General features: G+C 61.5%; 27 protein-coding genes. 13 read left to right on the top strand and 14 right to left on the bottom strand.

The window, feature by feature from the left end; genetic code table 11:
• Nucleotides 1-17: 17 nt before the first annotated feature.
• Nucleotides 18-719, bottom strand: a complete 702-nt coding sequence (locus tag QN224_RS17355; protein ID WP_173509607.1) for a response regulator — start codon at nt 717-719, stop codon at nt 18-20.
• A gap of 143 nt (nt 720-862) precedes the next feature.
• Nucleotides 863-1,345, bottom strand: a complete 483-nt coding sequence (locus tag QN224_RS17350) for a MarR family transcriptional regulator (RefSeq protein WP_269282091.1) — start codon at nt 1,343-1,345, stop codon at nt 863-865.
• Nucleotides 1,346-1,605: 260 nt separating this feature from the next.
• Between QN224_RS17350 and QN224_RS17345 the strand changes: the two genes are divergently transcribed.
• Nucleotides 1,606-2,496: a branched-chain amino acid aminotransferase gene (locus tag QN224_RS17345; protein ID WP_283977697.1), complete on the top strand. Its 891-nt coding sequence runs from the start codon at nt 1,606-1,608 to the stop codon at nt 2,494-2,496.
• A 130-nt stretch (nt 2,497-2,626) separates the two neighbouring features.
• Here the strand turns inward: QN224_RS17345 and QN224_RS17340 are convergent, their stop codons facing one another.
• Nucleotides 2,627-2,893, bottom strand: coding sequence for a hypothetical protein (locus QN224_RS17340; protein ID WP_173509610.1), 267 nt, complete (start codon nt 2,891-2,893; stop codon nt 2,627-2,629).
• A gap of 365 nt (nt 2,894-3,258) precedes the next feature.
• Entirely contained in the window at nt 3,259-3,837 is a 579-nt protein-coding gene (locus tag QN224_RS17335) for a DUF1236 domain-containing protein (RefSeq protein ID WP_246299539.1), read from the bottom strand.
• Nucleotides 3,838-4,102: 265 nt separating this feature from the next.
• On the opposite strand from QN224_RS17335, the gene QN224_RS17330 reads away from it, so the two are divergent.
• The gene (locus tag QN224_RS17330) at nt 4,103-4,264 is read left to right on the top strand and encodes a hypothetical protein (protein WP_283977696.1); all 162 of its coding nucleotides are present in this window, start codon (nt 4,103-4,105) and stop codon (nt 4,262-4,264) included.
• A gap of 124 nt (nt 4,265-4,388) precedes the next feature.
• Nucleotides 4,389-5,030: an MBL fold metallo-hydrolase gene (locus QN224_RS17325; protein WP_173509613.1), complete on the top strand. Its 642-nt coding sequence runs from the start codon at nt 4,389-4,391 to the stop codon at nt 5,028-5,030.
• 134 nt (nt 5,031-5,164) lie between these two features.
• Here QN224_RS17325 and QN224_RS17320 read toward each other — a convergent pair whose 3' ends face one another.
• Nucleotides 5,165-5,602 (bottom strand): BA14K family protein, encoded by a 438-nt coding sequence (locus QN224_RS17320; RefSeq protein WP_173509614.1) that lies wholly within the window; start codon nt 5,600-5,602, stop codon nt 5,165-5,167.
• A 145-nt stretch (nt 5,603-5,747) separates the two neighbouring features.
• Complete coding sequence (locus QN224_RS17315) at nt 5,748-5,963, bottom strand: cold-shock protein (protein WP_128442587.1); 216 nt, start codon at nt 5,961-5,963, stop codon at nt 5,748-5,750.
• A gap of 345 nt (nt 5,964-6,308) precedes the next feature.
• Between QN224_RS17315 and QN224_RS17310 the strand changes: the two genes are divergently transcribed.
• Nucleotides 6,309-6,584: a hypothetical protein gene (locus tag QN224_RS17310; RefSeq protein ID WP_173509615.1), complete on the top strand. Its 276-nt coding sequence runs from the start codon at nt 6,309-6,311 to the stop codon at nt 6,582-6,584.
• A 54-nt stretch (nt 6,585-6,638) separates the two neighbouring features.
• Here the strand turns inward: QN224_RS17310 and QN224_RS17305 are convergent, their stop codons facing one another.
• Entirely contained in the window at nt 6,639-7,538 is a 900-nt protein-coding gene (locus tag QN224_RS17305) for a DMT family transporter (protein WP_173509616.1), read from the bottom strand.
• 196 nt (nt 7,539-7,734) lie between these two features.
• On the opposite strand from QN224_RS17305, the gene QN224_RS17300 reads away from it, so the two are divergent.
• Nucleotides 7,735-8,184, top strand: coding sequence for a hypothetical protein (locus QN224_RS17300; RefSeq protein ID WP_283977695.1), 450 nt, complete (start codon nt 7,735-7,737; stop codon nt 8,182-8,184).
• 69 nt (nt 8,185-8,253) lie between these two features.
• On the opposite strand, the gene QN224_RS17295 is transcribed toward QN224_RS17300, so the two are convergent.
• The 4 genes from QN224_RS17295 to QN224_RS17280 form a co-directional block, all read right to left on the bottom strand.
• Entirely contained in the window at nt 8,254-9,444 is a 1,191-nt protein-coding gene (locus tag QN224_RS17295) for a PQQ-dependent sugar dehydrogenase (protein WP_283977694.1), read from the bottom strand.
• Between the two features lie 153 nt (nt 9,445-9,597).
• The gene (locus tag QN224_RS17290; RefSeq protein ID WP_283977693.1) at nt 9,598-9,801 is read right to left on the bottom strand and encodes a hypothetical protein; all 204 of its coding nucleotides are present in this window, start codon (nt 9,799-9,801) and stop codon (nt 9,598-9,600) included.
• Nucleotides 9,794-10,252, bottom strand: a complete 459-nt coding sequence (locus QN224_RS17285; protein WP_283977692.1) for a hypothetical protein — start codon at nt 10,250-10,252, stop codon at nt 9,794-9,796. The genes QN224_RS17290 and QN224_RS17285 overlap by 8 nt, the downstream gene beginning before the upstream one ends.
• A 31-nt stretch (nt 10,253-10,283) precedes the next feature.
• Nucleotides 10,284-10,547, bottom strand: coding sequence for a hypothetical protein (locus tag QN224_RS17280; RefSeq protein WP_283977691.1), 264 nt, complete (start codon nt 10,545-10,547; stop codon nt 10,284-10,286).
• Between the two features lie 164 nt (nt 10,548-10,711).
• Between QN224_RS17280 and QN224_RS17275 the strand changes: the two genes are divergently transcribed.
• A complete protein-coding gene (locus QN224_RS17275; protein WP_173509621.1) occupies nt 10,712-11,914 on the top strand; it encodes a pyridoxal phosphate-dependent aminotransferase in 1,203 nt (400 codons plus the stop codon).
• Nucleotides 11,915-12,034: 120 nt separating this feature from the next.
• Here QN224_RS17275 and QN224_RS17270 read toward each other — a convergent pair whose 3' ends face one another.
• Both QN224_RS17270 and QN224_RS17265 read right to left on the bottom strand, forming a co-directional pair.
• The gene (locus QN224_RS17270) at nt 12,035-12,901 is read right to left on the bottom strand and encodes an NAD(P)-binding domain-containing protein (RefSeq protein WP_283977690.1); all 867 of its coding nucleotides are present in this window, start codon (nt 12,899-12,901) and stop codon (nt 12,035-12,037) included.
• Between the two features lie 16 nt (nt 12,902-12,917).
• Nucleotides 12,918-13,679, bottom strand: a complete 762-nt coding sequence (locus QN224_RS17265) for an SDR family oxidoreductase (protein ID WP_283977689.1) — start codon at nt 13,677-13,679, stop codon at nt 12,918-12,920.
• A 117-nt stretch (nt 13,680-13,796) separates the two neighbouring features.
• Here QN224_RS17265 and QN224_RS17260 point away from each other — a divergent pair, with 117 nt between their 5' ends.
• Entirely contained in the window at nt 13,797-14,687 is an 891-nt protein-coding gene (locus QN224_RS17260; protein WP_283977688.1) for a LysR substrate-binding domain-containing protein, read from the top strand.
• 68 nt (nt 14,688-14,755) lie between these two features.
• On the opposite strand, the gene carA is transcribed toward QN224_RS17260, so the two are convergent.
• On the bottom strand, nt 14,756-15,961 hold the full coding sequence (gene carA / locus QN224_RS17255; protein ID WP_283977687.1) for a glutamine-hydrolyzing carbamoyl-phosphate synthase small subunit: 1,206 nt from the start codon (nt 15,959-15,961) through the stop codon (nt 14,756-14,758).
• A gap of 325 nt (nt 15,962-16,286) precedes the next feature.
• Between carA and QN224_RS17250 the strand changes: the two genes are divergently transcribed.
• The 6 genes from QN224_RS17250 (at nt 16,287) to rpoD (ending at nt 26,278) form a co-directional block, all read left to right on the top strand.
• A complete protein-coding gene (locus QN224_RS17250; protein ID WP_269282104.1) occupies nt 16,287-16,736 on the top strand; it encodes a GatB/YqeY domain-containing protein in 450 nt (149 codons plus the stop codon).
• 209 nt (nt 16,737-16,945) lie between these two features.
• The gene (dnaG, locus tag QN224_RS17245) at nt 16,946-18,925 is read left to right on the top strand and encodes a DNA primase (protein WP_283977686.1); all 1,980 of its coding nucleotides are present in this window, start codon (nt 16,946-16,948) and stop codon (nt 18,923-18,925) included.
• A 295-nt stretch (nt 18,926-19,220) separates the two neighbouring features.
• Nucleotides 19,221-21,086, top strand: coding sequence for a DNA helicase RecQ (gene recQ, locus QN224_RS17240; RefSeq protein ID WP_283977685.1), 1,866 nt, complete (start codon nt 19,221-19,223; stop codon nt 21,084-21,086).
• 328 nt (nt 21,087-21,414) lie between these two features.
• Nucleotides 21,415-22,602: a glycine C-acetyltransferase gene (locus tag QN224_RS17235; RefSeq protein WP_283977684.1), complete on the top strand. Its 1,188-nt coding sequence runs from the start codon at nt 21,415-21,417 to the stop codon at nt 22,600-22,602.
• Nucleotides 22,603-22,633: 31 nt separating this feature from the next.
• Nucleotides 22,634-23,668, top strand: a complete 1,035-nt coding sequence (gene tdh, locus QN224_RS17230) for an L-threonine 3-dehydrogenase (RefSeq protein ID WP_283977683.1) — start codon at nt 22,634-22,636, stop codon at nt 23,666-23,668.
• Nucleotides 23,669-24,217: 549 nt separating this feature from the next.
• The gene (gene rpoD / locus QN224_RS17225) at nt 24,218-26,278 is read left to right on the top strand and encodes an RNA polymerase sigma factor RpoD (protein WP_173509631.1); all 2,061 of its coding nucleotides are present in this window, start codon (nt 24,218-24,220) and stop codon (nt 26,276-26,278) included.
• The last annotated feature ends 277 nt before the right edge of the window (nt 26,279-26,555 follow it).

Genomic DNA, 26,555 nt, shown 5'->3' with positions numbered 1-26,555 from the left:
CCGGAATATTCCGCATGTCAGTCCACACTCAGCCGGTAGCCGATGCCGCGCACCGTCTGAAGCCAGACGGGGTTGGACGGGTCGTCCTCGATCTTGCGCCTCAGCCGGTTGATTTGCACGTCGATCGTCCGCTCGCCAACCTCGGCATCGTCTCCGATCAGTTCATGCCGGGGGATGGTTTCGCCGGCGCGCTGGGAAAACAGGGTCATGATTTCCTGCTCGCGATCGGTCAGCCGGATATGGTCGGCGCCGCGGCGAAGCTCCTTGCGGACCACGGAAAAGGTGTAGGGCCCGAAAATGACCTGATCGACCTTCGGTGCCTGGGTTGGCTGGTTGCGGCGCAGGATGTTGTTGATCCTGAGCACGAGTTCGCGCGGCTCGAAAGGCTTCGGCAGATAGTCGTCCGCACCGGCCTCGAGGCCTTCAATGCGCGAATTCGATTCCGCCAGCGCCGTCAGCATGATGATCGGCACTGTCTTGATCTGCCTCAGGCTCTGCGTCAGTTGAATGCCGCTCTCGCCGGGCATCATGACGTCGACGATCAGAAGGTCGAAATCGATGCCGATCAGCTTGCGCCGCGCCTCGTCGGCATCTGCTGCAGTCGTCACCCGAAAACCCTGCTCGACCAGGTAGCGGTTGAGCAGGTCGCGAATCCGCCTGTCGTCATCGACGATCAGAAGATGCGCCGCATCATCGGAGACTTTCGCTTTTACTGTCATGGCTCGACTACCCTCATTTTCCGCAAAGCCTGGCTGGCTGGATCACGCATTTCACGTGGAAGCGCGGCGCCCGCCCACCAATTCCCCGATTCCAGGGGTCTGCCCGCCTCGCTCGGAAGCTCAAAGCGCAGACCCCATGAAGATCAGTCCGCGGCGGCATTCTTCATGTTGGCGAGAAAACGCTTCACGGTTTCACGCGCACCGGGACCCGTTTTTGCCAATGCCTCGGCTATGCGGCGGGACTGTGGCTCCGCCAGCGCCCGCGCCAGCGCTTTGCCTTCCTCGGTGGTGTAGAGCATTCGCTGCCGCCTGTCCTCAGGACCGGTTACCTGCCGAATATAGCCGGAATCGATGAGCTGCTTCAGCACGCGCGCAAGGCTCTGCTTGGTGATCTTCAGTGTCTCGAGAAGATCGGCAACGGTCATGCCGGGCTCACGGTTGACGAAGTGCACGACGCGGTGATGCGCGCGGCCGAAGCCGCTCTTTTCGAGTATTGCGTCCGGGTCGCCGGTGAAGTCGCGATAGGCAAAGAACAGCAGCTCGATGATCTCGAAATCTATCGTATCTTCGTCCTCACCGACAACTTCGGTCAGGTAATCGGTGTTGTCCTTGGGTCGGCCGGGCACGCAGTCATTTCCTTTCAACCAAATTGCACTTCGCGAAATATATCGCAAAATATGTCAGTTTTGTTGACATATTTTTACCGCGTTGATAGCGGTCGGTTCGTCGGGCGAGATATCGGACCCGTTGGAGGATATGCCGCGCGTTTCGGTTCGCAAATCCAAAATCGTGAAATTGAATTCTCCCTCAGTCTGTTTGCCGATAAACTGGAAACAGCAAGATAATCAACAGTAGATATGGTGCATAGGCGCCGGAGGAGAACACCATGGCAGCTATTCCTTTTGATCAGTTGGACGGTGAAATCTGGTTCAACGGCGAATTCGTGCCCTGGAAGGATGCCAAGATACATGTGCTGACACATGGGCTGCATTATGCGAGCGCCGTATTCGAAGGCGAACGCGCCTATGGCGGGCGCATCTTCAAGCTCACAGAACACAATCAGCGGCTCCACCAGTCGGCGGACATCCTGGGCTTCAAGATTCCGTATTCCGTCGAGGAACTCGACAGCGCCAGCAAGGAGTTGCTGACGCGCCAAGGTTTTTCCGAGGCTTACGTGCGTCCGATCGCCTGGCGCGGCAGCGAGCAGATGGGCGTCTCCGCGCAGAACAGCCGCATCAACGTCGCCATCGCCATTTGGCAATGGGGCAGCTATTTCAACCCCGCGGAAAAGTTGAAGGGCATTCGTCTCGATATCGCCGAGTATCGTCGCCCCGATCCCAGAACCGCTCCGTCGAAGTCGAAGGCGGCGGGCCTCTACATGATCTGCACGATCTCCAAGCACGCGGCCGAAGCCAAGGGTTATGCAGATGCGCTGATGCTCGACTGGCGCGGTCAGGTGGCCGAGGCGACCGGCGCCAACGTCTTCTTCGTCAAGGACGGCGTCCTGCATACGCCTGTGCCGGACTGCTTCCTCGACGGTATCACGCGGCGAACCGTCATCGAGCTTGCCAAGCGCCGAGGCTATGAGGTGGTTGAACGGGTGATCATGCCGGAAGAGCTTTCCGGTTTTTCGGAATGCTTCCTGACCGGCTCGGCCGCCGAGGTCACGCCGGTATCCGAGATCGGCCCCTATCGCTTCACGCCGGCTGCGATCACCGAAACGCTGATGAACGACTATACGAAGGAAGTTCATCCGGTCGCCGCCGCAGCGGAATAGAGCAGTTTCAGGAAAGTGCGTAACGTTTTTTGCGCCTCTGTCGAACCGGAAATATTCTTGAAGCAATCGGAAACAGAAAAGGCGGCCCGCGGCCGCCTTTTGTCTTGCTACGGATATTGTTCGCGAGACTTCATGCTGTTTTGCCGAGGAATTGTCCTACGAGGCCGCTCAACACGCCGCCGCCAACAACGCCGCCAATTGCCTGCATGACAAGGCCGGTGGCGGCTGCTTCCCCGCCGAGCATCTGGATCAGGAACCCGCCGCCAAGGCCCCCGATGGCTCCGACGATCGTGCGTGCGACGACCCCGAATGCCTGCTGCTTCAGCATGGCGCTGGCCGCGTTGCCACCAGCCGCCCCCGCGATCAACTGGGTAATGATAGGCATTAATGCTTCCATTGATCCCTCCGTCTTGCGGCCCTCGTCCGAGAGTCGCGATGCGCCGATGATCCGGCACGGTCAGGTTGAGACCGAAACTGGAAACTTGTCAATTTTGCCGTCGCGGCTGTGCGGGGCGGTCGTTGCGGATAGTGCCTGGCAGAGTGCCGGACTCCCTATAAGATCCTGATCTATATCACTAGTTCTTCTTTTTATCGTCGCTTGGCTGTTGAAGGATGCAGTTTGCGGAAGTCAAGGATTTCTTCCGCCGCAGAGGCGCATATGCGCGCGTGATTCGGCGAATCACTGGTCTCCAGCGCGCCTAACGTGGCGCGCTGTGTCCTGTTGGGAGGGGAGGCTAGCGGAGCCCCGGATCCTCGGCCGTGTCAGCGATAGACGTAGACGATGCGTCGTGTCGCAGGTTCTACCAGAACGGGCTGTCCGTTCACGCTGACATATTGGTAATCGTAGTCCGGGATCTGCTGGACGGCGACCGTGTTCGGCAATGCGGCGCCGACGACGACCTCACCATCGAGATAGACCGTATCGGCCGGATTTTGGGTGATGTAGGTGCGCACCGCCGGTGGCGGCGTGATGGCATCAACCTCCTCCACCGGCCCGATCAGTTCAAGTGGTTCGGGGCTGGTGGCAATCACCGGATCCCCAGGCTGCACTTCATAGGTCACGGCGGGGATGGGGAGATCCGCGCGCCGCTGCTCGATCACGACGGTGGACCCGCCCATATCGGTTGCGAGATATCTGGCATAGGCCCAGCCGCGCATACCGTTGACGCTGATCCGGCACCAATTGCTGCCTTGGATGCACCCGTCGAGAACCGCGGGGCTGCCGCGCGTTGCAAGACCGATTGCCGGATATTGCGGCCCCGGGCCTGCGCGGATGTTCAGATCCGTAACCGCGGTTGCGCTCATTGCTGCATAACCCGTCGACGCGCCGGCGGCGAGCATCAAACCCGCTGCCGCGACCGCTCGAAACAGGTGGGGGGAAGGGGTTTTCATCGTCTTGCTCCTCTTACGTGATGGAGGCGAAACGCCTCGTGCAGCCGGGATGTTCCCCCTGTGACATCACTAAATGTGAGGATGAGACACATTGCTTCGAGAGGAGCGATCAGGTCGAGAAGGCCGGCCGGCGCGATCCTCGAACGGCTGCTTGAAGCGCCGATACTTTCCCGTCCCGGAAGGGGGCGGTCTGTTGCAATCCGGGAGCGGTGAAATGAAGCAGGAACTCATCGACGAAAGCAGGACCACGGCCCAGCGGCTTCGCCCGCTGGTGATCGTCGTAGTGGCATCGGAACTGGTGGTATCGGCCCTGCTGCTGACGACAGTGCAATTCCCTTCGCCAACGCCTCCACCGGAAATCGCCGCGCTGCGCTGAATTCGGCTGTCATCCCACCCATATGACGCTATAGGTGGCGCGAAACAGGTCCAGATCGGAACGGGAAGCGTGGAGGTACGCCTGCATCAACCCTGAAGACGATCCAGCAGCGAGGCGCGGTTGCATGTTACAGGCGGGCATTATCCCGGTTACGCATTTCGAGCAGAACTGTACGGTGCTGTTCGACAGTGAAACCAAAGAGGGCGTGATCGTCGACCCGGGCGGCGACGTCGATATCATCCTGCAGACCATTCGTGAGAACGGTATCACGCTGAAAGCGATATGGCTTACGCATGGCCACATCGATCACGCCGGCGGCGCCAAGGAACTGAAGGAGGCGCTGGGGCTCGAGATCATCGGCCCGCACAAGGACGACCAGCCCCTGCTTGAGCGATTGGAGAGCCAGGCGGAGCGCTTCGGCCTGACGATGAAGGTGCAGAACGTCCTGCCCGACAGGTGGCTCGAAGACGGCGATACGGTCTCCTTCGGCGATCATGTTTTCGAAGTGCTGCATTGCCCGGGTCATGCGCCGGGTCACGTGGTCTACTTCAACCGGGTGCAGAATTTCGCCCATGTCGGTGACGTGCTCTTCCACGGTTCGATCGGGCGCACCGATTTGCCGGGCGGCAACCACCAGCAACTGCTTGCCTCGATTCGCGACAAGATCCTGCCGCTCGGTGACAATGTCGGATTCATTTGCGGCCACGGCCCGGGCGGGCAGATCGGCGAGGAGCGCCGCAGCAATCCTTATCTCAGGGGCCTCTGATATTCCTGGATGTTTCCTTCGTGAACGATCGAAGGAAACATGCAGTGGCTATAGGTGGCCGGGAGAATCAAGAAGGCACATGCCTCGCGCGAGGCATGTGCCTTCTTGATTAAGCCTATTGCGTTCAAATGAGATCAGCCTGCGCTGCAGAAATGCCGGAGACCGTCATAGCCGACGAAGGTGCCGGAGTCCGGATCGAACGAGCGGTAGCGCTGCGAGCAATAGCGGTACCAGGCCGGCGTCCAGGGCTCGAGGTCATAGCTATCGACAACGACTTGGCGATAGACCGGGCGGGCCTGATAGACCGGGCGCGGCTGGTAAACGGGGCGAGGCTGATAGACCGGGCGCGGTTCATAATATTCGGGTTCCGGATCGACATAGACCGGCTCGTTATAGTAGCGCGGCTGCGAGGCGATCGCGCCGCCGATGAGCGTGCCTGCGACCAGGCCCACGGCGCCCGCCGCCCACGCGTCATCGTGATCGCGACCTCCTGCTTGGGCGGTGCCGACGGTCGGGAGAACCATGGTGGCTGCGGCAACCGAGAGAACGGCGGCTTTGAAGAACTTGTTCATGGGCTTCAATCCTATGCATGGGGCCGGAATCAGTTCCGGTTTTCATGATGGCCGGACTCTATGGCGCCCAAACTGAACGGAGCCTGAATGAAAAAACCCGGCAAGATTGCCGGGCTCCAACTTGAATCTGTCAACAGGCGCCGTATCAGCCGGCGATCTGCAGGTTGACCGCCTTCGGGCCTTTGCCGCGGCGATCGGGTTCGGTGTCGAAGCTTACTTTCTGATTTTCCGTGAGACCGCTCAGGCCCGAAGCCTGCACGGCAGAAATATGTACGAAGATGTCTGCACCACCGTTGTCAGGCTTGATGAAACCAAAGCCCTTGTCGGTGTTGAAGAATTTTACAGTGCCAGTTTCGGCCATGCGTCAGGTCCTTTTCTCTCCACCCGCTTGACGGCGCGGGCAGCATTGCAGTTTTGCCCAAAATGGGCGTGGGGGCAGGCAGTTCTCGACATTTGAGGAAAGGGTCCTGTTCTCGCAGCCAGCCATAGGAAGGGAAAATAAGCCTCCCCCCGGTCTGGCCGCCCGGAGTGGTTTGCGTCTCCGGCCCGCTTATATTCAAGATCTTCCCGTGTTCGCAGATTGCCCGAACAGAGTAAGAGTGATGGGTTTATTTTGAATTGGCAAGCAAAACTTTTCTGACGAGGTATTGCCGCTTCCCATTGCTCAAAAACCGGTCAGTTGCGGTTTAGGCGTGGAATATTCGGAATGCATCGCAAGCTGTTGAAATCACAGCTTTTTGAACAAAGCTGCGATTTGGCTGGACTGTTTGCGCCATATTCTGTCGCTCTCGATCATGCCGCTGCTTTGTGCAGCCTCGCCGAAAAATCGCAAGCGTCTGATATGTCTCATGTTCCGCACGCGATCAAAGCGGAGCCGCAAATTTTGCAGAAAAACTGCAAGGAATACTACGGTGCTCTCGCGCGGCGCGCCAGAGCGTCTCGATTTGAAGCAAAAGCGGCGCTGTTGGACAGTAATAAGTAATACGGTAAGTTCAGCTTGCCAGCAGTGCAGAAGATCTTGCCGCGGCACGCCGCTTCAAGCGGCTGCTTCCGCCTCCTGGCGCCTTCTCGCCAGTTCCGGAACAAGCTCGACCGCCAGCATCGCGACGAAGATGACGGCACAGCCGACGTAACCGATCGGCGTGATGACTTCGTCAAGCAGCAGTACGCCGAAAAGGGCGGCGAACAGGGCTTCGCTCGACAGGAAGATCGCCGCCTGTGGCGCCGTCGTGTAGCGTTGGCCGACAACCTGGCAGATGAAGGCAACGCCGCTCGAAAAAACTCCGGCGTAAAGGATCTGGGGCAGGGCGTTCCTGATCACATCGAGGCTGAGGGGTTCGGAGAAGGCTGCGAACAGGCAACCGAGTGCGGCGCAGACGGCGAATTGCACCATCGACAGCAGCATCGGCCGACCGGTATGGGAGGCGAAGATGCCGACGAGCAGCATCTGGATCGCCCAGAAGACGGCGCAGACGATTGTCAGAAGGTCTCCGCCGGTCAGGCTCGACAGAGCTCCGCCGCTCAACAGGTAGATGCCGAAGCTCGCAAGCAAGGCACCCGGCCAGATGACCCAGTGCGGCTTGCGGCGCAGGAACACGACGGTCAGTATCGGCACGAAGACGACGTAGAGGCCCGTCAGAAAGCCGGAGTTGGTGACGCTGGTGGTCAGCAGCCCGAACTGCTGCGTCACCGCGCCGCCGAAGAGCGCCAGGCCGATGAAAACGAAGTTGCGGATCGACTTTCGCGGAAGCGGAGCCGTGGAGAGCCTCGTTTCGACCAGCGCCAGCGGCAGCGCGACGATCGTCGCGATCGCGAAGCGAAGGCCGATGAACCAGAGCGGACCGATTGCCTCCATCGCCGTCGACTGGGCGACGAAACCGGCGCCCCAGATCGCGCCGGAAAACAGCAGGAAGAGATTGGCCTGGAGGCGAGTCACGGCTGTGCTCCCGGAGCATAACGGTTTTGGATCGAAGCAATCCAAAGCCATGCCGCTCCGGTAATTGCCTTGCCGCTCTATCAGTTGCGTTTTTGCCGGGCAAGCCTCATCCTCGCGCTTTCGTTGTGGCTAAAAAACCGGCGACGCTACGATGACGCTCGACAAATCTGGGCCTGCAGCCACGAAGGAAACGGCAATGAGCCGCGCTGGCTATTCCGGAATGCCGCTGGCAAAAAAGCTCGGCCTGCGCGACGGGCAGGCCGCGCTCCTTCTCGCCGTTCCGGCCGAACTTCCCGAGATCGCAGCCTTCCCCGGTCTTGCCCTCGTCGAGACGTCGCTCATGGATCTCTCGATCGACCGCGTCGCCTCGCGCCGCTATGACTACATCCATGTCTTCGAAACCGAGCGTACCGCGCTCGAAGCCCGGGCCGTGCCGCTCGCAGCGCGGCTGAAGGCCGATGGAATGTTCTGGGTTTCTTGGCCGAAGAGGGCCTCAGGTGTTGCGACGACCCTGACCGAGAATGCCTTGCGCGAGATATTTCTGCCGCTCGATCTCGTCGACGTGAAGGTCTGTGCCGTCGATTCGACCTGGTCGGGGCTCAAGTTCATGTTTCGCAAGGAAGTGCGGGCGTCGCTTCGAACATGATCCGATGCTTCGAACTTCGAAATTCCGGACTGAAAACAACCCCAGTTTCTGGAATTGCTCCAGACGCTGTTATTGCGTCGGGGCCTTGGAGACCCGGAGTACGGCGCCATTCTCTTCGTCGGTCACCATCAGAAGCGCACCGTCCGGCGCGACGATCACGTCCCGAATGCGGCCGAATTCGCCATCGAACAGCCGCTCCTCGGAGGTGATTGCGCCATTTTCGTCCCGCTCCAGGCGGGCGAGCAGCTTGTATTTCAGCGCGGCGATCAGCAGGTCGCCGTCCCATTCCGGAAACATGCTGCCGCGGTAAACCGCAAGCGCTCCCGGGGCGATCGACGGATCCCAATAGTAGAGCGGCTGTTCATAGCCCTCCTTGGCCGTGCCTTCGCCGATCTCCGCGCCGGAGTAATCCTTGCCGTAGGTGACCACGGGCCAGCCGTAGTTCTTGCCCGGCTGTGGATTGTTCACTTCATCGCCGCCGCGCGCGCCATGCTCGACCGTCAAAAGCCTGCCGTCGCCCTGGTCGAAAGTGATGCCTTGCGGATTGCGGTGCCCCTTCGACCAGATCTCCGCCCGACCCTCGGTGCCACCGCGATAGGGGTTGGATGCCGGAATGCTGCCGTCGGGGTTGATGTGCAGAATGGCGCCGGCATGATCCCGCGGGTCCTGGGCTCGGTCCCGCTGACCCCGATCGCCGATACCGAAGAACAGGCTGCCGTCCTTGTCGATGGCGATGCGCGCGCCGAAATGCTGGCCCCTGCCGGTGAACTTGCTCATCCGGAATAGTTCCTTCATATCGGTCAAGCTGCGCTGGTCGTCGGAGAGTTCCGCTCGGACGAGGACCGTACCGTAGCCGCCGTCGCCGCGCGCGGAATAGGTCAGATAAAGTACGCGGTTGGTGGCGAACTTTGGATCCAGGGCGACATCGAGCAATCCGCCCTGGCCGCGTGCGGCCACGTCGGGCACACCCTCGATCGGAGGCGACAGCTTGCCGCCCTGCAGAATTCGCAATCGTCCCGGGCGCTCGGTGACGATGAGCCCGCCGTCCGGCATCACCTCGACTGCCCAGGGATGGCTGAGCCCGGTTGCGAGTGTCTCGACGAGCACGGTGCCGGACTGGGTCGAAAATTCCTGCGCCCGCTGCGCGAAGGCTGGCTGCGGGGCAGCGAGGCAGAGAAACCCGGAAAGCAGAGCGGCCGTGGACCGCGCAAAGCCGGCCTGAATATTGGTCAAACCTGCTCTCAAGAGCCAGCGCTGCATGGCATTCTCCGGATTGCGTTTTCGGCCTCGTATGTGCCCTTAAATCGCAGCCGATTTAAGGGCACATGCGCGCGTCCGATGAGACGCGCGACGCTGTAGCGTAAGCTGGGACGCAGCGGCGTGCCTTTCAAGTCAAATCGGATCAAAACGGCTTTATCGGGCGATCGAGCCGGTGGTGAGCGGAACAGCGCGCTCTTCGCCGGCGAGCTCGGCCTTGGCCTTCATGTAGAAACCCTTGCCGATCAGCAGCAGACCGGCAAGGGCAACGAGAGCGATGATCGCCACGACGATCGTTTCGATTGCCGACAGTCGGGCGAGGAAGCCGGCGCGCTGTTCGGGCAGATCGTCGTCAGCCATGATGGTGAACCTTTGCGACAACGAAGGCCGCGATCTGCTGCCGCCAGAGGGCGAAGGTCGTGCCGGACATCAGCGCCATGGCAAGCAACATCAAGCCGATCAGGATCTGCCGGTCGGCCGCAGTTGCCATCTGCGGCAGGTTCACCTGGCTGATCGCCTCGGCGATCAGGCTTGCGGCATGCGCCGTCGGCGCGTCCGCGATGTGGTCCGCGACCACCATGGCGCGTTCGCTGCGATTCCCGACTGCCGCTTCAAACATGTTCGGTGGCTGTTGCTCGAGAAACGTGACCAGCCGCTGCGGTTCGGCCTCGGCCGTTTGCGCCGAAGCCTGTGCCATCAGACCGAGTATCATCACGATGCAGGCTGCAAGTGCTGCGAGCGCCAGGTAGAAGCCCCAGCGCGCCTCGTTGCGCCGCGTGCGCGCGGCGGCGATTTCGTCATCGAGAAACATTGCATACCCCCACGATGTCAATGCATTCGCGTCAGGGTAGAAAAGACCCGGAAATCGGCTGTTGCTGGACTAAATTGCGGCGCTCTGCGACAGTTGTTGTGACCAAATTAAGGCGTTGCGGAAAAGGGCGAAACGCGCTGATTTTTTTGAGAAAATCCGGACCTAGGGCGGCATCGCCTGGTGCTCTCATTTTCACGATCGTGCGGACCGCCTGGCTGTTTTGAAAACCGGTCTCGTCAGAAGCTGTGGGTGTCGAAGGCGTGGCCTGGCGATCGATCGCCTCGATGGCATTCATGAAACTTTGTCATGGTGACGCATTTTGAGCCGCCTTGGCGGCGTTTTTCCCGCTCGAGTGCTTGCAAGACCGGGCTTCTTTCGACATAGACCTAACCGCTATGGAGCCTGACTTCCCGTTCCGTAGCGCTTCACGCTGTTTCGAAACGATCAGGACCTCACACCATGGCCTTCCTTGCCGATGCCCTTTCCCGTGTAAAGCCTTCCGCCACCATCGCCGTTTCGCAGAAAGCCCGTGAGCTGAAAGCGAAAGGCCGTGACGTCATCGGCCTCGGTGCAGGGGAGCCGGATTTCGATACGCCGGACAACATCAAGAAGGCCGCGATCGATGCGATCAACCGCGGCGAGACGAAGTACACGCCCGTTTCCGGCATCCCGGAACTGCGCGAGGCCATCGCGAAGAAGTTCAAGCGTGAGAACAATCTCGATTACACAGCGGCGCAGACGATCGTCGGCACCGGTGGAAAGCAGATTCTTTTCAACGCCTTCATGGCTACGCTCAACCCGGGAGATGAAGTCGTGATCCCGGCGCCTTACTGGGTCTCCTATCCGGAGATGGTGGCGCTTTGCGGCGGCACCCCGGTCTTTGTCTCGACGGAGCAGGAAAACAATTTCAAGCTTAAGGCCGAGGACCTTGAAAAGGCGATCACGCCGAAGACCAAGTGGTTCGTGTTCAACTCGCCGTCTAACCCTTCGGGCGCTGCCTATTCGCACGACGAACTGAAGGCGCTGACGGACGTGCTGATGAAGCATCCGCATGTCTGGGTTCTGACGGACGACATGTACGAGCACCTGACCTATGGTGACTTCAAGTTCGCAACGCCGGTCGAGGTCGAGCCCGGCCTCTACGACCGTACGCTGACGATGAACGGCGTCTCCAAGGCCTATGCCATGACCGGCTGGCGCATCGGCTATGCCGCAGGCCCGCTGCAGCTCATCAAGGCGATGGACATGATCCAGGGTCAGCAGACCTCGGGCGCGACCTCGATCGCACAGTGGGCCGCTGTCGAGGCGCTGAACGGTCAGCAGGATTTCATCCCGCGCAACAAGGAGATTTTCCAGGGCCGGCGCGATCTTGTCGTCTCGATGTTGAACCAGGCCAAGGGCATTTCCTGCCCGACGCCGGAAGGTGCCTTCTACGTCTATCCGTCTTGCGCCGGCCTCATCGGCAAGACCGCGCCGTCCGGCAAGGTCATCGAGACGGATGAGGACTTCGTGTCGGAGCTTCTGGAGGCGGAAGGCGTGGCGGTTGTCCATGGTTCGGCCTTCGGTCTCGGTCCGAACTTCCGCATCTCCTACGCGACGTCCGAGGCGCTCCTCGAAGAGGCTTGCCGGCGCATTCAGCGCTTCTGCGCCGCCTGCAGGTAACAGCAACGATCCTCGACGACGGAAAGGCCCGCCAGCACTGGCGGGCTTTGTTGTTCAGAAGTCGATTCAACGGCCTGAGAATTCGATTCACGCAAGGGACCTATCGCGTTGAAAGCGGATTCACTTTTGCTTCCGGATCAATTCGACGACGCCAGAGATATCGTCGCCGCCATGACCTCGATCGACCCGAGCGGCGGCGAGTTGTCGCATGGGTTCGATGAAGTCGGGCGAAATGTGCCTCTCCTGGCTCGCTCTGACGATGTTCTCAAGAGCGATCGTCTGCATGGCGAGATTGGAGACGACATTGCGGCTATGCAGGCCGCTGTCGATCTTCTCGGCAAGGTCGGGAAGGGTGCCGCTCATCGCTTCGAGCCAAGGCAGGAGAAGCGACAGGAAATCAGCCACCTTGCCGCCGCTGCTTGCCACCAGCGCGCCGGCATGCAGGAAGCCTGAGAAGAGACCGTACATTGCTGAAAGCAGCGCGAGGTCATAGAGCGCCGCAAGGGCTGGGTCCTCGCCGAGCAGACGGCAGGTAGCGAGCGCGCCGAGCGCTGCCTTATGTTTTTCGAGAAGGGCGCCCGAGCCACTGTAGAGGATCAAGGCGCCGGCCTCGCCGATCATCGGCGGGATCGCCATGATGCCGCCGTCGAGGTAACGCGCGCCCTTTGCCTCCACCCATGCGGCGAGACTCTTCGCATCGTCGGGCGTGCCATTGGTGAGATTGACAACATCGCGGCCACGGAGCGCATCTCCCGCCGGCGCCAGAACCGCACGGGCGGCGGCGTAGTCGAGGACGCACACGATCGCAAGCTCGCTGGCTGCGACTGCCTCGGCGGGGCCAGCCGCAACAGTCGCACCGATGGCGGCAAGCGCCTCGGTCCGTGACAATGTCCGGTTCCAGATCGTGACCTCGTGGCCCTTTCGAATGAGCGTTGCCGCCAGCGCCGAACCCATCGCGCCAAGGCCGAGAATGGAAATCCTGCTCATGATCTTCCTCCGGGCGTCAGGCTGGCGTGGACAGCTTCTGGCCAAGGCCACCGTCGACGGCGAGCTTTGCGCCCGTGGTGAAGGTGGCGTCGAAGGCCAGGAACAGCACGGCGCGCGCCACTTCGTCGGCGGTGCCGTTGCGTTTCATCGGTGTGACCGCGTCGCCGAGCGCCTTGAATTCGGCGCGTTCAGCATCCGTAAGGCCGGCGGCACCCTTGGTCGGTGTGTCGATGAAACCTGGGCTGACCGTATTGACGCGGATGCCGCGCGGCAGAAGCTCAGCAGCGAGTACGGAGGCGATGGAAACGAGCGCCGCCTTGGTGGCGCTGTAGACGCTCATGCCCTGATACCCGCCTTCGTCGGCAACCGATGAGGTGAAGACGATGGAACCGCCGTCGCGGATCAGCGACGCCAGCCGCTGGACAGTGAAGAACGCGCCTTTGGTGTTGATGGCGAACTGACGATCGTAGGAGGCCTCGCTTACCTTGTCGAACGCCTCAAGTTCCGAAATGCCGGCGTTGATGTGGAGAAGGTCGATCGCGCCGAGCTTCTGACCAACAGCCGCACCGAGGACCGCGATGTCGTTGAGATCTGCGATGTCAGAGCGCAGGGCGTGGACGCGCGCACCAAACATCTCTCTGATCGTTGCGATATTGCCTTCGTTGCGTCCGGTCAGCAGCACGTCCGCGCCGCCATCGACCAACCGTGCGACCGTCGCCAGTCCCATGCCGTGGGTGCCGCCGATCACGACGGCCTTCTTTCCTTGATAGATGGTCACGATGTCTTCCTCTTGTTTCGAATGAACGCTGAGGAAGAGATGCATTTGTGGACGAACTTGTGCTAGATGGGCAAGTGTGGACTTATCATCTGTGAATGTGGACGATCTATCGGGCCTATGGCGAACCTCAACGACTTCATGCTTTTCGTCCACGTCGTGGATCACGGGGGCTTCGCTCCGGCGGCTCGCGCGCTCAACGTACCGAAATCGACGCTTAGCAAGCGTGTGGCGGAACTTGAAAAAGCCCTAGGCGTTCGGCTCATCAACCGCACGTCGCGCCGTTTCTCGGTGACCGAAACGGGAGAGGATTTCTATCGTCACGCGGCGGCAATGATCATCGAAGCGGAAGCGGCCGAAAGCGTGGTCAAGGGCAGGCTTGCGGAGCCAAGCGGCACGGTCAGGATCACGGCATCCGTCCCGACGACACAGCTCTCGCTCGCGCCGCTGCTGCCGCAACTAGCGGTCGCCTATCCGAAGATCCGCGTCGTGATGCATGCGACGGACCGGTTCGTCGACCTCATCCATGAAGGGTTCGACATCGCTGTACGCGACCATTTCGCGCCACTTCCGGATTCCGGCCTTGTGCAGCGCCGTGTCGCTTCTGAAACCATTTGGCTGGTGGCGTCGCCGGCCTATCTCGATCGGCGCAGCGCACCCGAAAATCCTGAAGATCTCGAGCATCACGACGGCTTGCTGACATCGCTGGCATCGGCGGGCTGGGTGTTGGAGCATGCGGATGGAAGAATTGTCGGCGTGTCGCCGAAGCCGCGCTTCGTGGCGGATGAATCGCATGTTCTGCGCGAGGCGGCGGTGGTGGGGCTCGGCATTACCGCATCGCCCGGCAAGCTTTGCCGCAACGAGATCGCCAGCGGTGCGCTCGTACGCATGCTGCCCGAGTGGATTGCGGGTCGTGTGACAACGACGATCCTGATGCCGCACCGGCGCGGGCAGTTGCCGTCCGTGCGTGCCGCCGTCGATTTCATCGCGGCGCGGCTCGGCGACATTTGATGCTGCGGCAGACGTCGAAAAAATAAAGGCCCGCGGGAGCGAGCCTTTTAAGAAGCGGATTGTGTTTCTCAGCGTTCGGCAAGCGCCGGTTCGCCCTTCTTCTCGCGCACGAGGTTGAGGAAGCGGCGGAAGAGATAGTGGCTGTCCTGCGGACCCGGCGAGGCTTCCGGATGGTGCTGGACCGAGAAGACGGGCTTGCCGGTCACGCGCAGGCCGCAGTTGCTGCCATCGAAAAGCGAAATGTGAGTCTCTTCAACACCTTTCGGCAGGGACTTCGAATCGACTGCGAAGCCGTGGTTCATCGAGACGATCTCGACCTTGCCGGTGGTGTGATCCTTGACCGGATGGTTGGCGCCGTGGTGCCCCTGATGCATCTTCTCGGTCTTGGCGCCGAGCGCCAGCGCCAGCATCTGGTGACCGAGGCAGATGCCGAAGACCGGAATATCGGTCTTCAGCAGGTCCTGGATCACCGGTACGGCGTATTCGCCGGTCGCGGCCGGGTCGCCTGGGCCGTTCGAGAGGAAGATGCCGTCCGGATTGAGGGCGAGCACTTCCTCGGCGCTTGACTGAGCCGGCAGAACCGTGATCCGGCAGTTGAGGCCGGCAAAGAGCCGGAGGATGTTGCGCTTGACGCCATAGTCGAGGGCCACGACATGATAGGCGGCGTCGGTCTCGCTGAGCGTCGAATAGCCCTCGTTCCAGACCCAGGGCTTTTCGTTCCAGCGGTAGGACTGACCGGAGGTCGCGACCTTGGCGAGGTCGAGGCCTTCAAGGCCGCTCCAGGCCTTGGCCTCGGCCTTCAACGCATCGACGTCGAAGACGCCGGCGGGGTCGTGGGCGATGACTGCGTTCGGCATGCCGTTTTCGCGGATCCAGGCGGTCAGAGCGCGCGTGTCGATGCCGCAGAGGCCGATGATGCCGCGCGCCTTCAGCCAGGCGTCGAGGTGCTTGGCGGCACGGTAGTTCGACGGTTCGGTGATGTCGGCCTTGAAGATGACGCCGACGGCTCCGTGGCGGGCGGCGGGCGTCAGGTCTTCGATATCCTCGTCATTGGTGCCGATGTTGCCGATATGCGGGAAAGTGAAGGTGACGATCTGGCCGAGATAGGAAGGGTCCGTCAGGATCTCCTGGTATCCGGTCAGCGCCGTGTTGAAACAGACCTCGGCCTGAACCTTGCCGGTCGCGCCGATGCCCTTGCCTTCAATCACGGTACCATCGGCCAGAACGAGAAGGGCGGTGGGTTTTTGAGTTGTCCATGCGGGTGTCGCGGTCATCGTTCCTATCCCGTTGCGGCGGAAGGCGCGGCTTGAAAGCCGGTCGGTTCATCGCCATTTCAAGTGCATGCGGCATGGCGCGCGGGAACCCCGCGAAAAAGGTTTCATGCCGATGTCGTGCAGGTGCCGGAAAATAGCCAAAGGCGTCGATCGGGTCAACCGGCCGCCTTGAATTGTGAGGAAATAAAATTCCTTATAATTCAATTGGTTGCGTAATCCGTTTGATTGTACCTGCCGCACTGGTTTAAGACGACGACAACAACGACGTAATCGAGCCGGTTCCGGGCACAAGCACCGCGGGCCGGTTTCGACATGGAGTAAAGACATGCGCGACCAACTCGCGAACGCATTGAAAGACGCACTCAAAGCCAAGGACACGCGGCGCACATCGACCGTCCGGTTGATCCAGGCGGCGATCAAGGATCGTGACATTGCCAATCGCGGCCAGGGCAAGGACCCGGTCGGCGATGACGAGATCATGCAGATCCTCGCCAAGATGATCAAACAGCGCGAAGAGTCCGCCCGCATCTATGACGAGGGCGGACGCCCCGAGCTCGCGGAGCAGGAACGCCAGGAAATTGCTGTCATCAATCAGTTCCTGCCCGAACAGCTTTCCGAGGACAAGGTGAAGCAGGCCTGCGCCGCCGTCGTCCAGGAGACGGGCGCCCACGGCCTTCGGGACATGGGCAAGTGCATGAACGCGCTGAAGGAGCGCTATCCCGGCCAGATGGATTTCGCCAAGGCGTCCGGCCTCGTGAAGGACCTGCTGAAGTAAGCTTTTGCGCCCGCTCGTCGCGGGCGCAACTACCCCTTCCGATCTGTGTCGGAAATCTTGCGACGCCTCAATTGAATGGCGCGCTCTCCCAAAAAGACCAACTGTGCCTTCAGCCTGGAATTCGTGCCTGTGAATTGCGGGCACGGAGCAGGGCGGCTGTGGCTTCTGCGCGCCATGCCGCTTATATGGAAGGTTGATCAGAGGTATTCATGCGCTTTTCACCGTCCTTCCTTGACGAGATACGCGATCGCGTTCCGATTTCGGACGTGATCGGCAAGCGCGTCACCTGGGATCGGCGCAAGACCAACGTCCCGCGCGGCGACTACTGGGCCTGCTGCCCATTCCATGGCGAAAAGTCGCCGAGCTTCCACTGCGAGGACCGCAAGGGCCGGTATCATTGTTTCGGCTGCGGTGTTTCCGGCGACCACTTCCGCTTCCTGACCGACCTCGAAGGATTGAGCTTCCCTGAAGCCGTGCAGCAGATCGCCGACATGGCCGGCGTCGCGATGCCTCAGCCCGACCCGCAGGCCGAGCGGCGCGAGAAGGAACGGACGAGCCTGCTCGACGTCATGGAAATGGCGACACAGTTCTTCCAGGACCAGCTCCAGACGGCGAATGGTGCCAAGGCGCGGGCCTATCTGCGTGAGCGGGGGCTGACCGGCCGTACGATCGAGACGTTTCGATTGGGCTTCGCGCCCGACAGCCGCAATGCGCTGAAAGAGTTTTTGGCCGGCAAGGGCATCGGCAAGGAGCAGATCGAGGCCTGTGGTCTCGTCGTGCATGGGTCGGACGTGCCGGTCTCCTACGACCGCTTCCGCGACCGCATCATGTTTCCCATCCTTTCCTCGCGCGAAAAGGTGATCGCCTTCGGCGGTCGCGCCATGTCGCCTGACGCGCCGGCCAAGTACCTGAACTCGAACGAGACGGAACTCTTCCACAAGGGCAATGTGCTGTTCAATTTCGCGCGGGCCCGGCGGGCTTCGCAGGGTGCGGACGGGGCGGGAACGATCATCGCGGTCGAGGGCTATATGGACGTGATCGCTCTCCATCAGGCAGGCATCGAGAATGCCGTGGCGCCGCTCGGAACCGCACTCACCGAAAACCAGCTCGATCTTCTGTGGAAGATGACACCGCAGCCGGTGCTCTGCTTCGATGGCGACGGCGCCGGCATTCGTGCCGCCAACCGTGCCGTCGATCTGGCGCTCCCCCATCTCAAACCCGGACGATCAGTCCGCTTTGCCATGCTGCCCGACGGCAAGGACCCGGACGACCTCGTCCGCCATGACGGACGCGAACCTTTCGACAAGGTGCTCGCCAATGCCCGCTCGCTCGCCGAAATGGTGTGGCTGCGCGAAGTTCAGGGCGGCGCATTCGACACGCCGGAAAAACGCGCCGAACTCGAAGCGCGGCTGCGGCAGGTGACGTCCGTCATTGCCGACGAAAGCGTGCGTCGCCACTATGGCCAGGACATGCGCGACCGCCTCAATGCCTTTCTGCAGGGCAGTGCGCCGTTCAGGAACGAGCGGCGGCCGTTCGAGCGGGGCGGGCGCCAGAGTGGCGGCCAGAGAGGCGCCGGTGGTGGGCGCACCGCAGCCGGTCCGACGGCCGTTTCCGAGCGGCTCGCGCGCTCCTCCATCGTCAGCGGCCAGCAGGCGGTGCCGCTCCTGCGCGAAAGCGTGCTGGCGCTCACCATCGTCAACCATCCGCAATTGCTCTTCGATGAATATGACGAGATCTCGACCATCGAGTTCGATAACCGCGATCTGCAGCGCTGCTGGGCGGCGGTGCTGAATGCCGCGGCGGAAAACGGGCCGCGGCTGACGCGGGAAGCCCTCATCGAGCAACTGGAGGCGGAGGGTTTCGGCGCACTGATCGGTGCGCTCGATCAGCAGGTCCGCTATGCGCGCCTTTGGACCGCGACGACCGCGGCGGCGCCGGAAGATGCGCGCGAGGGCTATCTCCAGGCGCTTGCGCTGCACAGGCGCAGCAAAGCCCTTCATTGGCAGCGGCGCGAGCTGGAACGTGAACTGGCCCATGCCACAGAGGAGGGGGACCTCGAGGTCGTGCCACAGCTGCTGCGGACGCTCCAGGAGGTCCAGCTCGAAGTGACGCGGCTTGAGAACCAGGAAGCCATCATCGAAGGCTTCGGCGTGCTTTCGGGGAGGGTGAAGGGGCCGGCTGCGCGGTAGCGTCGCTGCGTGGGCTGCCCCTCATCCGCCTGCCGGCACCTTCTCCCCGCCGGCGGGGAGAAGGGAGATTGCAGTGTCGGCCCAATCCGCCGCGCCGTAGCCCTCGCGGTTAGGGTTGGCGATTGAGGTACAGCGCAGGCCGCGAACGTGACCCACCCTCGCCCCGCTTGCGGGGAGAGGGCAGGGTGAGGGGCATTGGTTGCCGATTGAGGCGATCCTTCCCTTGCAAGTCTTCAAGCGGTTTACATCCCACCTACCAAAACCTCATACTCAGCGCCCCGACGAAAGCGATTCCATGCCCCACAACGACAATGCTTCCGCCGCACGCCTCTTCGAAACCGAAGGCGCCGCCAATCCTCTCGACGTTCTGAAACGCGTCTACGGCTACTCCGCTTTCCGGGGAAAGCAGCAGGACGTCGTCGAGCACGTGGCGGCGGGCGGCGACGCAGTGGTGCTCTTTCCGACGGGCGCGGGCAAATCGCTCTGCTTCCAGATCCCGGCACTCTGCCGCCGCGGTGTGGGCATTGTCGTTTCTCCCTTGATCGCCTTGATGCGTGACCAGGTCGAGGCGCTGAAGCAGCTCGGCATTCGCGCCGCGGCGCTCAATTCCGCTCTGACCCGCGACGAGGCAATCGCGGTGCGGCGTGCCGTCTCGGCGGGCGCGCTCGACCTGCTTTACGTTACGCCGGAGCGCGCCGTTACCGATGGCTTCGCCGAAATGATCGGCGACATGGAGATCGCCCTGTTCGCGATCGATGAGGCCCATTGCGTCTCGCAATGGGGACATGACTTCCGGCCGGAATACCGCGGTCTCGACTGCCTCGCCTCGCGCTTTCCCGGCGTACCGCGCATCGCGCTCACGGCCACGGCGGATCCGCATACGCGCGACGACATCATCGAGCGGCTGGCGCTCACCGGAGCGAAGGTCTTCACGACGAGCTTCGACCGGCCGAACATTGCCTACGAGATCGTCGAGCGCGACCAGCCGCGCCAGCAGCTTCTGCGCTTTCTCTCCCGCTTCAAGGGATCGAGCGGCATCGTCTATTGCCTGTCGCGCGCCAAGGTCGACGACACGGCCGAATGGCTGAACGCACAAGGCGTGCGAGCGCTTCCCTATCATGCCGGCATGGACCGCACCCTGCGCGACGCCCATCAGGATGCATTCCTGAAGGAGGAGGATCTCTGCCTTGTGGCGACGGTCGCCTTCGGCATGGGCATCGACAAGCCGGATGTCCGCTATGTCGCCCATCTCGATCTGCCGGGGTCGGTCGAGGCCTATTACCAGGAGACCGGCCGCGCGGGGCGCGATGGGCTGCCCTCGGAGGTCTGGATGGCCTACGGCATGGCCGACGTCATCCAGCGCCGGCGGATGATCGACGAGGGAGCCGCCGCAGAAGAAATCAAGCGCATCGAGCGCGCGAAGCTCAACGCGTTGCTCGCAATCTGCGAGACGGCGGGTTGCCGGCGGCAGGCGATCCTTGCGCATTTCGGCGAGGCCTATCCGGGCCGCTGCGGCCATTGCGACACCTGCCTGAAGCCGGTCGAGACCTGGGACGGCACCGAAGCCGCGATCAAGGCGCTCGCCGCAGTCTATCGGACGGGCGAGCGCTTCGGCGCCGGCCACGTGATCGATGTGCTTATGGGCACGGTCAACGAGAAAACCGAACGCTTTGGCCATGTCGATATGCCGGTCTTTGGTGCCGGCAAGGATCTGCCGGCTCGAACGTGGCAATCGGTGTTCCGGCAGTTGCTCGCCGCTGGCCTCGTCCGGGTTGATCATTCCGCCTTCGGAGCGCTCCAGCTCGAGCCGGAGGCACGCGCCGTTTTCAAACGTGAGCGCCAGGTGTTCTTCCGCAAGGACAGGCCAACCTCGGGCAAGGCCGCCCGAGCGGCGAAGTCCGGTGCGCAGCGCGAGAGAGCCGATCTCGCCGGCTCCGATCTCGAGCTTTTCGAACGCCTGCGCGCCGAGCGGTTCTCGATCGCCAAGGAATTGAACGTGCCGCCCTATGTCGTCTTCCCGGACACGACCTTGATCGCGCTCGCCAAGCAGCGTCCGCGCGACTTCGACGATCTCCTCGATATTCCCGGCATCGGCGAGAGCAAGCGCGAACGCTACGGCGAGGCATTCCTGGCCGTCATCGACGGCTATCTCGACGGATAGGCAGCCTCGGACGATGCCGCCCGCACTGCATGTTGCGAATGAAAATGTCGCCTGAAGCGCCCCTGGGGACAGAAAGTATCCGCAGGCGGCGCATTGCGTGAAAGCCCCTGTCGTTTTCGCCGGTCCGTGCATTCCGGACCTTCGAGGGCGCTGGAAATTGCTGCACGAGGCGTGTTGTCGTGGTAGTCGTCTAACGCTCCACCGAAGTTCGAAAATCGAGTTTCGCAGGGCCTATGCGCAGATCCAAGATGCCAGGGTGTCCGCAGCGTGTGCGAACGGCGCGGTGCCCTGGTTCGAAACATCCTTCTTACAGCGAGAGCGGCCAGCCATGACCCAAGCCTTTCTGTCCCATCTTCGTTCTGAGTTGGAGGGCCTGAAGACCGCCGGTCTCTACAAGTCCGAACGTGTCATCACCTCGAAGCAGGCGGGTGAAATCGAGGTGGCGTCCGGCGACCGGGTGCTGAACTTCTGCGCCAACAACTATCTCGGCCTCGCCGACAACGAAGAGCTTGCCACGGCCGGCAAGCAGGCGCTCGATCGCTACGGCTACGGCATGGCCTCGGTGCGCTTCATCTGCGGCACACAGGAAGAGCACAAGCAACTCGAGGCCCGCATCTCCTCCTTCCTTCGAATGGAGGATACGATCCTTTATTCCTCCTGCTTCGATGCCAATGGCGGCCTGTTCGAGACATTGCTTGGCGAGGAAGACGCGATCATCTCAGATGCGCTGAACCATGCCTCGATCATCGACGGCGTACGCCTCTCCAAGGCGAAGCGCTTTCGTTACGCCAACAACGACATGGCGGCGCTCGAGGAGGAGTTGAAGAAGGCTGAAGGCAGTCGCTTCAAGCTGATCGCCACCGATGGTGTCTTCTCGATGGACGGCATCATCGCCAATCTTCAGGGTGTGTGCGATCTCGCCGAGAAATACGACGCGATGGTCATGGTCGATGACAGCCATGCGGTCGGTTTCGTCGGCAAGCATGGACGCGGCTCCGCCGAGCATTGCGGCGTCGAGGGCAGGATCGACGTCATCACCGGCACGCTCGGCAAGGCGCTCGGCGGTGCCTCGGGCGGCTACACCTCGGCCAAGGCCGAAATCGTCGATTGGCTGCGGCAGCGCTCGCGTCCCTATCTTTTCTCCAACACGCTGGCCCCCGTCATCGCCGCCGCCTCGCTCAAGGTCTTCGATCTGATCGAGAACGGCGATAAGCTGCGCGAGAGGCTTTATGCGAACGCGGCACTTTTCCGCGCGGAAATGTCGAAGCTCGGCTTCACGCTTGCCGGCGAAGGGCATCCGATCATTCCCGTCATGCTGGGTGACGCCACGCTTGCCCAGGAGATGGCCGCCCGGATGCTTCAGAAGGGCGTTTATGTCATCGGCTTCTCCTTCCCGGTGGTGCCGCGGGGCCAGGCGCGGATCCGGACCCAGATGTCGGCCGCCCACAGCGAGCAGGATGTCCGGCGTGCGATCGCCGTCTTCGAAGAGGTCGGTCGCGATCTCGAAGTGATTTGACGAGTTAGGGTGAGGGGCGGAGGATCTTGCGATGACGAACATGATGAAGGCGCTGGTCAAGACGAAGCCGGAAGTCGGGCTCTGGATGGAGCGGGTGCCGGTGCCGGAAGTGGGCCCCAACGATGTGTTGATCCGGGTGAAGAAGTCGGCGATCTGCGGCACCGACGTTCATATCTGGAACTGGGATCAATGGGCGCAGAAGACGATTCCCGTGCCGATGGTCGTCGGCCATGAGTTCATGGGCGAAATCGCGGAGGTCGGCTCCGCCGTCACCAAGCATCATGTGGGCGAACGCGTATCGGGCGAAGGCCACATCGTTTGCGGCAAGTGCCGCAACTGCCGGGCGGGCAGGGGCCATCTCTGCCGCAATACGCTTGGAGTCGGCGTCAATCGTCCGGGCTCGTTCGGCGAGTTCGTCTGCATCCCTGAATATAATGTCGTCTCGATCCCGGACGACGTGCCGGACGAGATCGCCGCGATCTTCGATCCCTTCGGCAATGCCGTGCACACGGCGCTTTCCTTCGATCTCGTCGGCGAGGACGTGCTCGTCACCGGAGCGGGGCCGATCGGCATCATGGGTGCCATGGTTGCCAAGCGGTCTGGCGCACGCAAGGTGGTGATCACCGACATCAACCCGACGCGCCTCGAGCTCGCCCGCAAAGTCGGCATCGACCATGTCGTCGATGCCTCCAAGGAAAACCTCGCCGACGTGATGCGATCGATCGGCATGACCGAGGGTTTCGATGTCGGTCTTGAAATGTCGGGCGCGGCGCCGGCGTTCCGCGACATGATCGACAAGATGAACAACGGCGGCAAGATCGCCATCCTCGGCATCGCACCGGCCGGATTCGAGATCGACTGGAACAAGGTCATCTTCAAGATGCTCAACTTGAAGGGCATCTACGGCCGCGAGATGTTTGAGACCTGGTACAAGATGATCGCCTTCGTCCAAGGCGGGCTGGATCTCTCGCCGGTCATCACCCACCGGATCGGCATCGACGATTTTCGCGAGGGGTTCGAGGCGATGCGCTCCGGAAATTCCGGCAAGGTGGTGATGGACTGGTAGAGAACGCGAACGAGGATTGGTGCGGCGGCTGGTCAGCCTGCTAGCCCGAACTGGGATCTCAATCTCCCGGTAAAGGGGCGCCGTGACCCGTCCAGCGGTAATGGTCTCGCGACTCTCGGAGGAGAATTATGCCGTGACATCGATCTCCTTGACCAGCGAAGCGCCGCGACCCTTGTCTTTTTAAAGGCCGCTCCTACATGTTGAGCGAAAGCTGATAAACAGCGCAGAAACCCGCGAAGAAGCGTTTTTTGCCGATTTACGCGGTTTTTCACCGGAAATGCTTGACGGGATCAAAAATTCTGGGAATCACCATTTCAGCAGAAATGGCGACACGGTACGGCGGATAGGAAAATCATGCCTGAGACGTTTCAGTGGCAGGGCTGTCGAAGCTTGCCGCTCAACCGCGATCGCTGTCGTGGTTAATCAGGAATTAAACATCATCCCGTTACGTCAGGGGAAATGATTCGGTGGCGGGTGCGCGGCGCCCGAACCACGAAGCGGCATTGGCACCAGGCGCACGCTGGTTGCGACAAGGAAAGTGACGAATAAATGGCAACTAAAGTCAAAGAAAACGAAGAAGCAGACGTTGAACGCGAAGGCGCTCCGGACGGCCCGCTTCTCGACCTTTCCGACGACGCTGTCAAGAAGATGATCAAGGCCGCCAAGAAGCGCGGCTACGTGACGATGGACGAACTGAATTCGGTCCTGCCGTCCGAGGAAGTCACCTCCGAGCAGATCGAAGACACGATGGCCATGCTCTCCGACATGGGCATCAATGTCATCGAGGATGAGGAAGCCGAGGAAGCTGCCGGTGGCGGCGACGACGAAGACGGCGGTGACGACGGCGACAGCGAAGGCGGTGAACTGACCACCTCCACCGGTACCGCGCTTGCGACCGGCAAGAAGAAAGAACCCACCGATCGCACCGACGATCCGGTGCGCATGTACCTGCGCGAGATGGGCTCGGTCGAACTTCTCTCCCGTGAAGGCGAAATTGCGATCGCCAAGCGCATCGAGGCCGGTCGCGAAACGATGATCGCGGGTCTCTGTGAGAGCCCGCTTACCTTCCAGGCGCTCATCATCTGGCGCGATGAACTGAACGAAGGCCAGACGCTTCTGCGCGAGATCATCGATCTCGAGACCACCTATTCCGGTCCGGAAGCGAAGGCTGCCCCGCAGTTCCAGAGCCCGGAAAAGATCGAGGCTGACCGCAAGGCGGCCGAAGAGAAGGAAAAGGTGCGCAAGACGCGCGCAGCCGCAGCCAATGACGACGACATCACCAATGTCGGCGGCGATGGCCAGCCACCGGAGGAAGAAGAAGAGGACGATGATGAATCGAACCTCTCGCTCGCCGCGATGGAAGCGGAACTGCGCCCGCAGGTGATGGAAACGCTCGACATCATCGCCGAGACCTACAAGAAGCTCCGCAAGCTGCAGGACCAGCAGGTCGAGGCGCGCCTTGCCGCCACCGGCACCCTGTCGCCGGCGCAGGAGCGCCGCTACAAGGAACTGAAGGACGAGCTGATCAAGGCGGTGAAGTCGCTGTCGCTCAACCAGAACCGCATTGATGCGCTGGTCGAGCAGCTCTACGACATTTCCAAGCGCCTGATGCAGAACGAAGGCCGGCTGCTGCGCCTCGCCGAATCCTACGGTGTCAAGCGCGACTCCTTCCTGGAACAGTATTCGGGCGCCGAGCTCGATCCGAACTGGATGAAGTCGATCAGCAATCTCGCCGGCAAGGGCTGGAAGGAGTTTGCAAGGGCCGAGAACCAGACGATCCGGGATATCCGCCAGGAGATCCAGAATCTTGCGACCGAAACCGGCATTTCCATCGCCGAGTTCCGCCGCATCGTTTCCATGGTCCAGAAGGGCGAGCGCGAAGCGCGCATCGCCAAGAAGGAGATGGTCGAGGCCAACCTGCGTCTCGTCATTTCGATCGCCAAGAAGTACACGAACCGCGGCCTGCAGTTCCTGGATCTCATTCAGGAAGGCAATATCGGCCTGATGAAGGCGGTCGACAAGTTCGAGTACCGCCGCGGATACAAGTTCTCGACCTATGCCACCTGGTGGATCCGGCAGGCGATCACCCGCTCGATCGCCGACCAGGCCCGCACGATCCGCATTCCGGTGCACATGATCGAAACGATCAACAAGATCGTTCGTACCTCGCGCCAGATGCTGCACGAAATCGGCCGCGAGCCGACGCCGGAGGAACTGGCCGAAAAGCTCGCCATGCCGCTCGAGAAGGTGCGCAAGGTGCTGAAGATCGCCAAGGAGCCGATCTCGCTCGAAACACCGGTCGGTGACGAGGAAGATTCACATCTCGGCGATTTCATCGAGGACAAGAACGCGCTGTTGCCGATCGACGCCGCCATCCAGGCGAACCTGCGTGAAACGACGACCCGCGTTCTCGCTTCGCTGACGCCGCGCGAAGAGCGTGTGCTGCGCATGCGCTTCGGCATCGGCATGAACACGGACCACACGCTCGAAGAAGTCGGTCAGCAGTTCTCGGTCACCCGCGAACGTATCCGCCAGATCGAGGCGAAGGCGCTGAGGAAACTCAAGCATCCGAGCCGTTCGCGCAAGCTGCGGTCGTTCCTCGATAGCTAAGCGCTACAGAGACGACAAAAAAGCCGGGCCTCGTGCCCGGCTTTTTTGTGCCGTCTGCTTTTCCAATTTGCCCGAACCCTGCGCCGCCTGCCGCGCTTGTTCGCCCATGACCGCGGGATTATACTTCATGGTTTGCGGCGAGCCCGCGCCGCAGCGACACCGCACCTTGGGCGAATCGAGAGTGCCGCGCGATAAACGCAGAGGCACTCCAGAGCGTTTCACGTTCGTCGATACAGTGAAACGCCCAATTTTTTGAAATGACGCAATTCCGGACGGA

Source organism: Sinorhizobium sp. 7-81 (assembly GCF_030124405.1).
Lineage (GTDB): Bacteria > Pseudomonadota > Alphaproteobacteria > Rhizobiales > Rhizobiaceae > Sinorhizobium > Sinorhizobium psoraleae.
The sequence above is the reverse complement of the archived record's forward strand: the minus strand, read 5'-3'. Positions and strand labels throughout refer to the sequence as shown.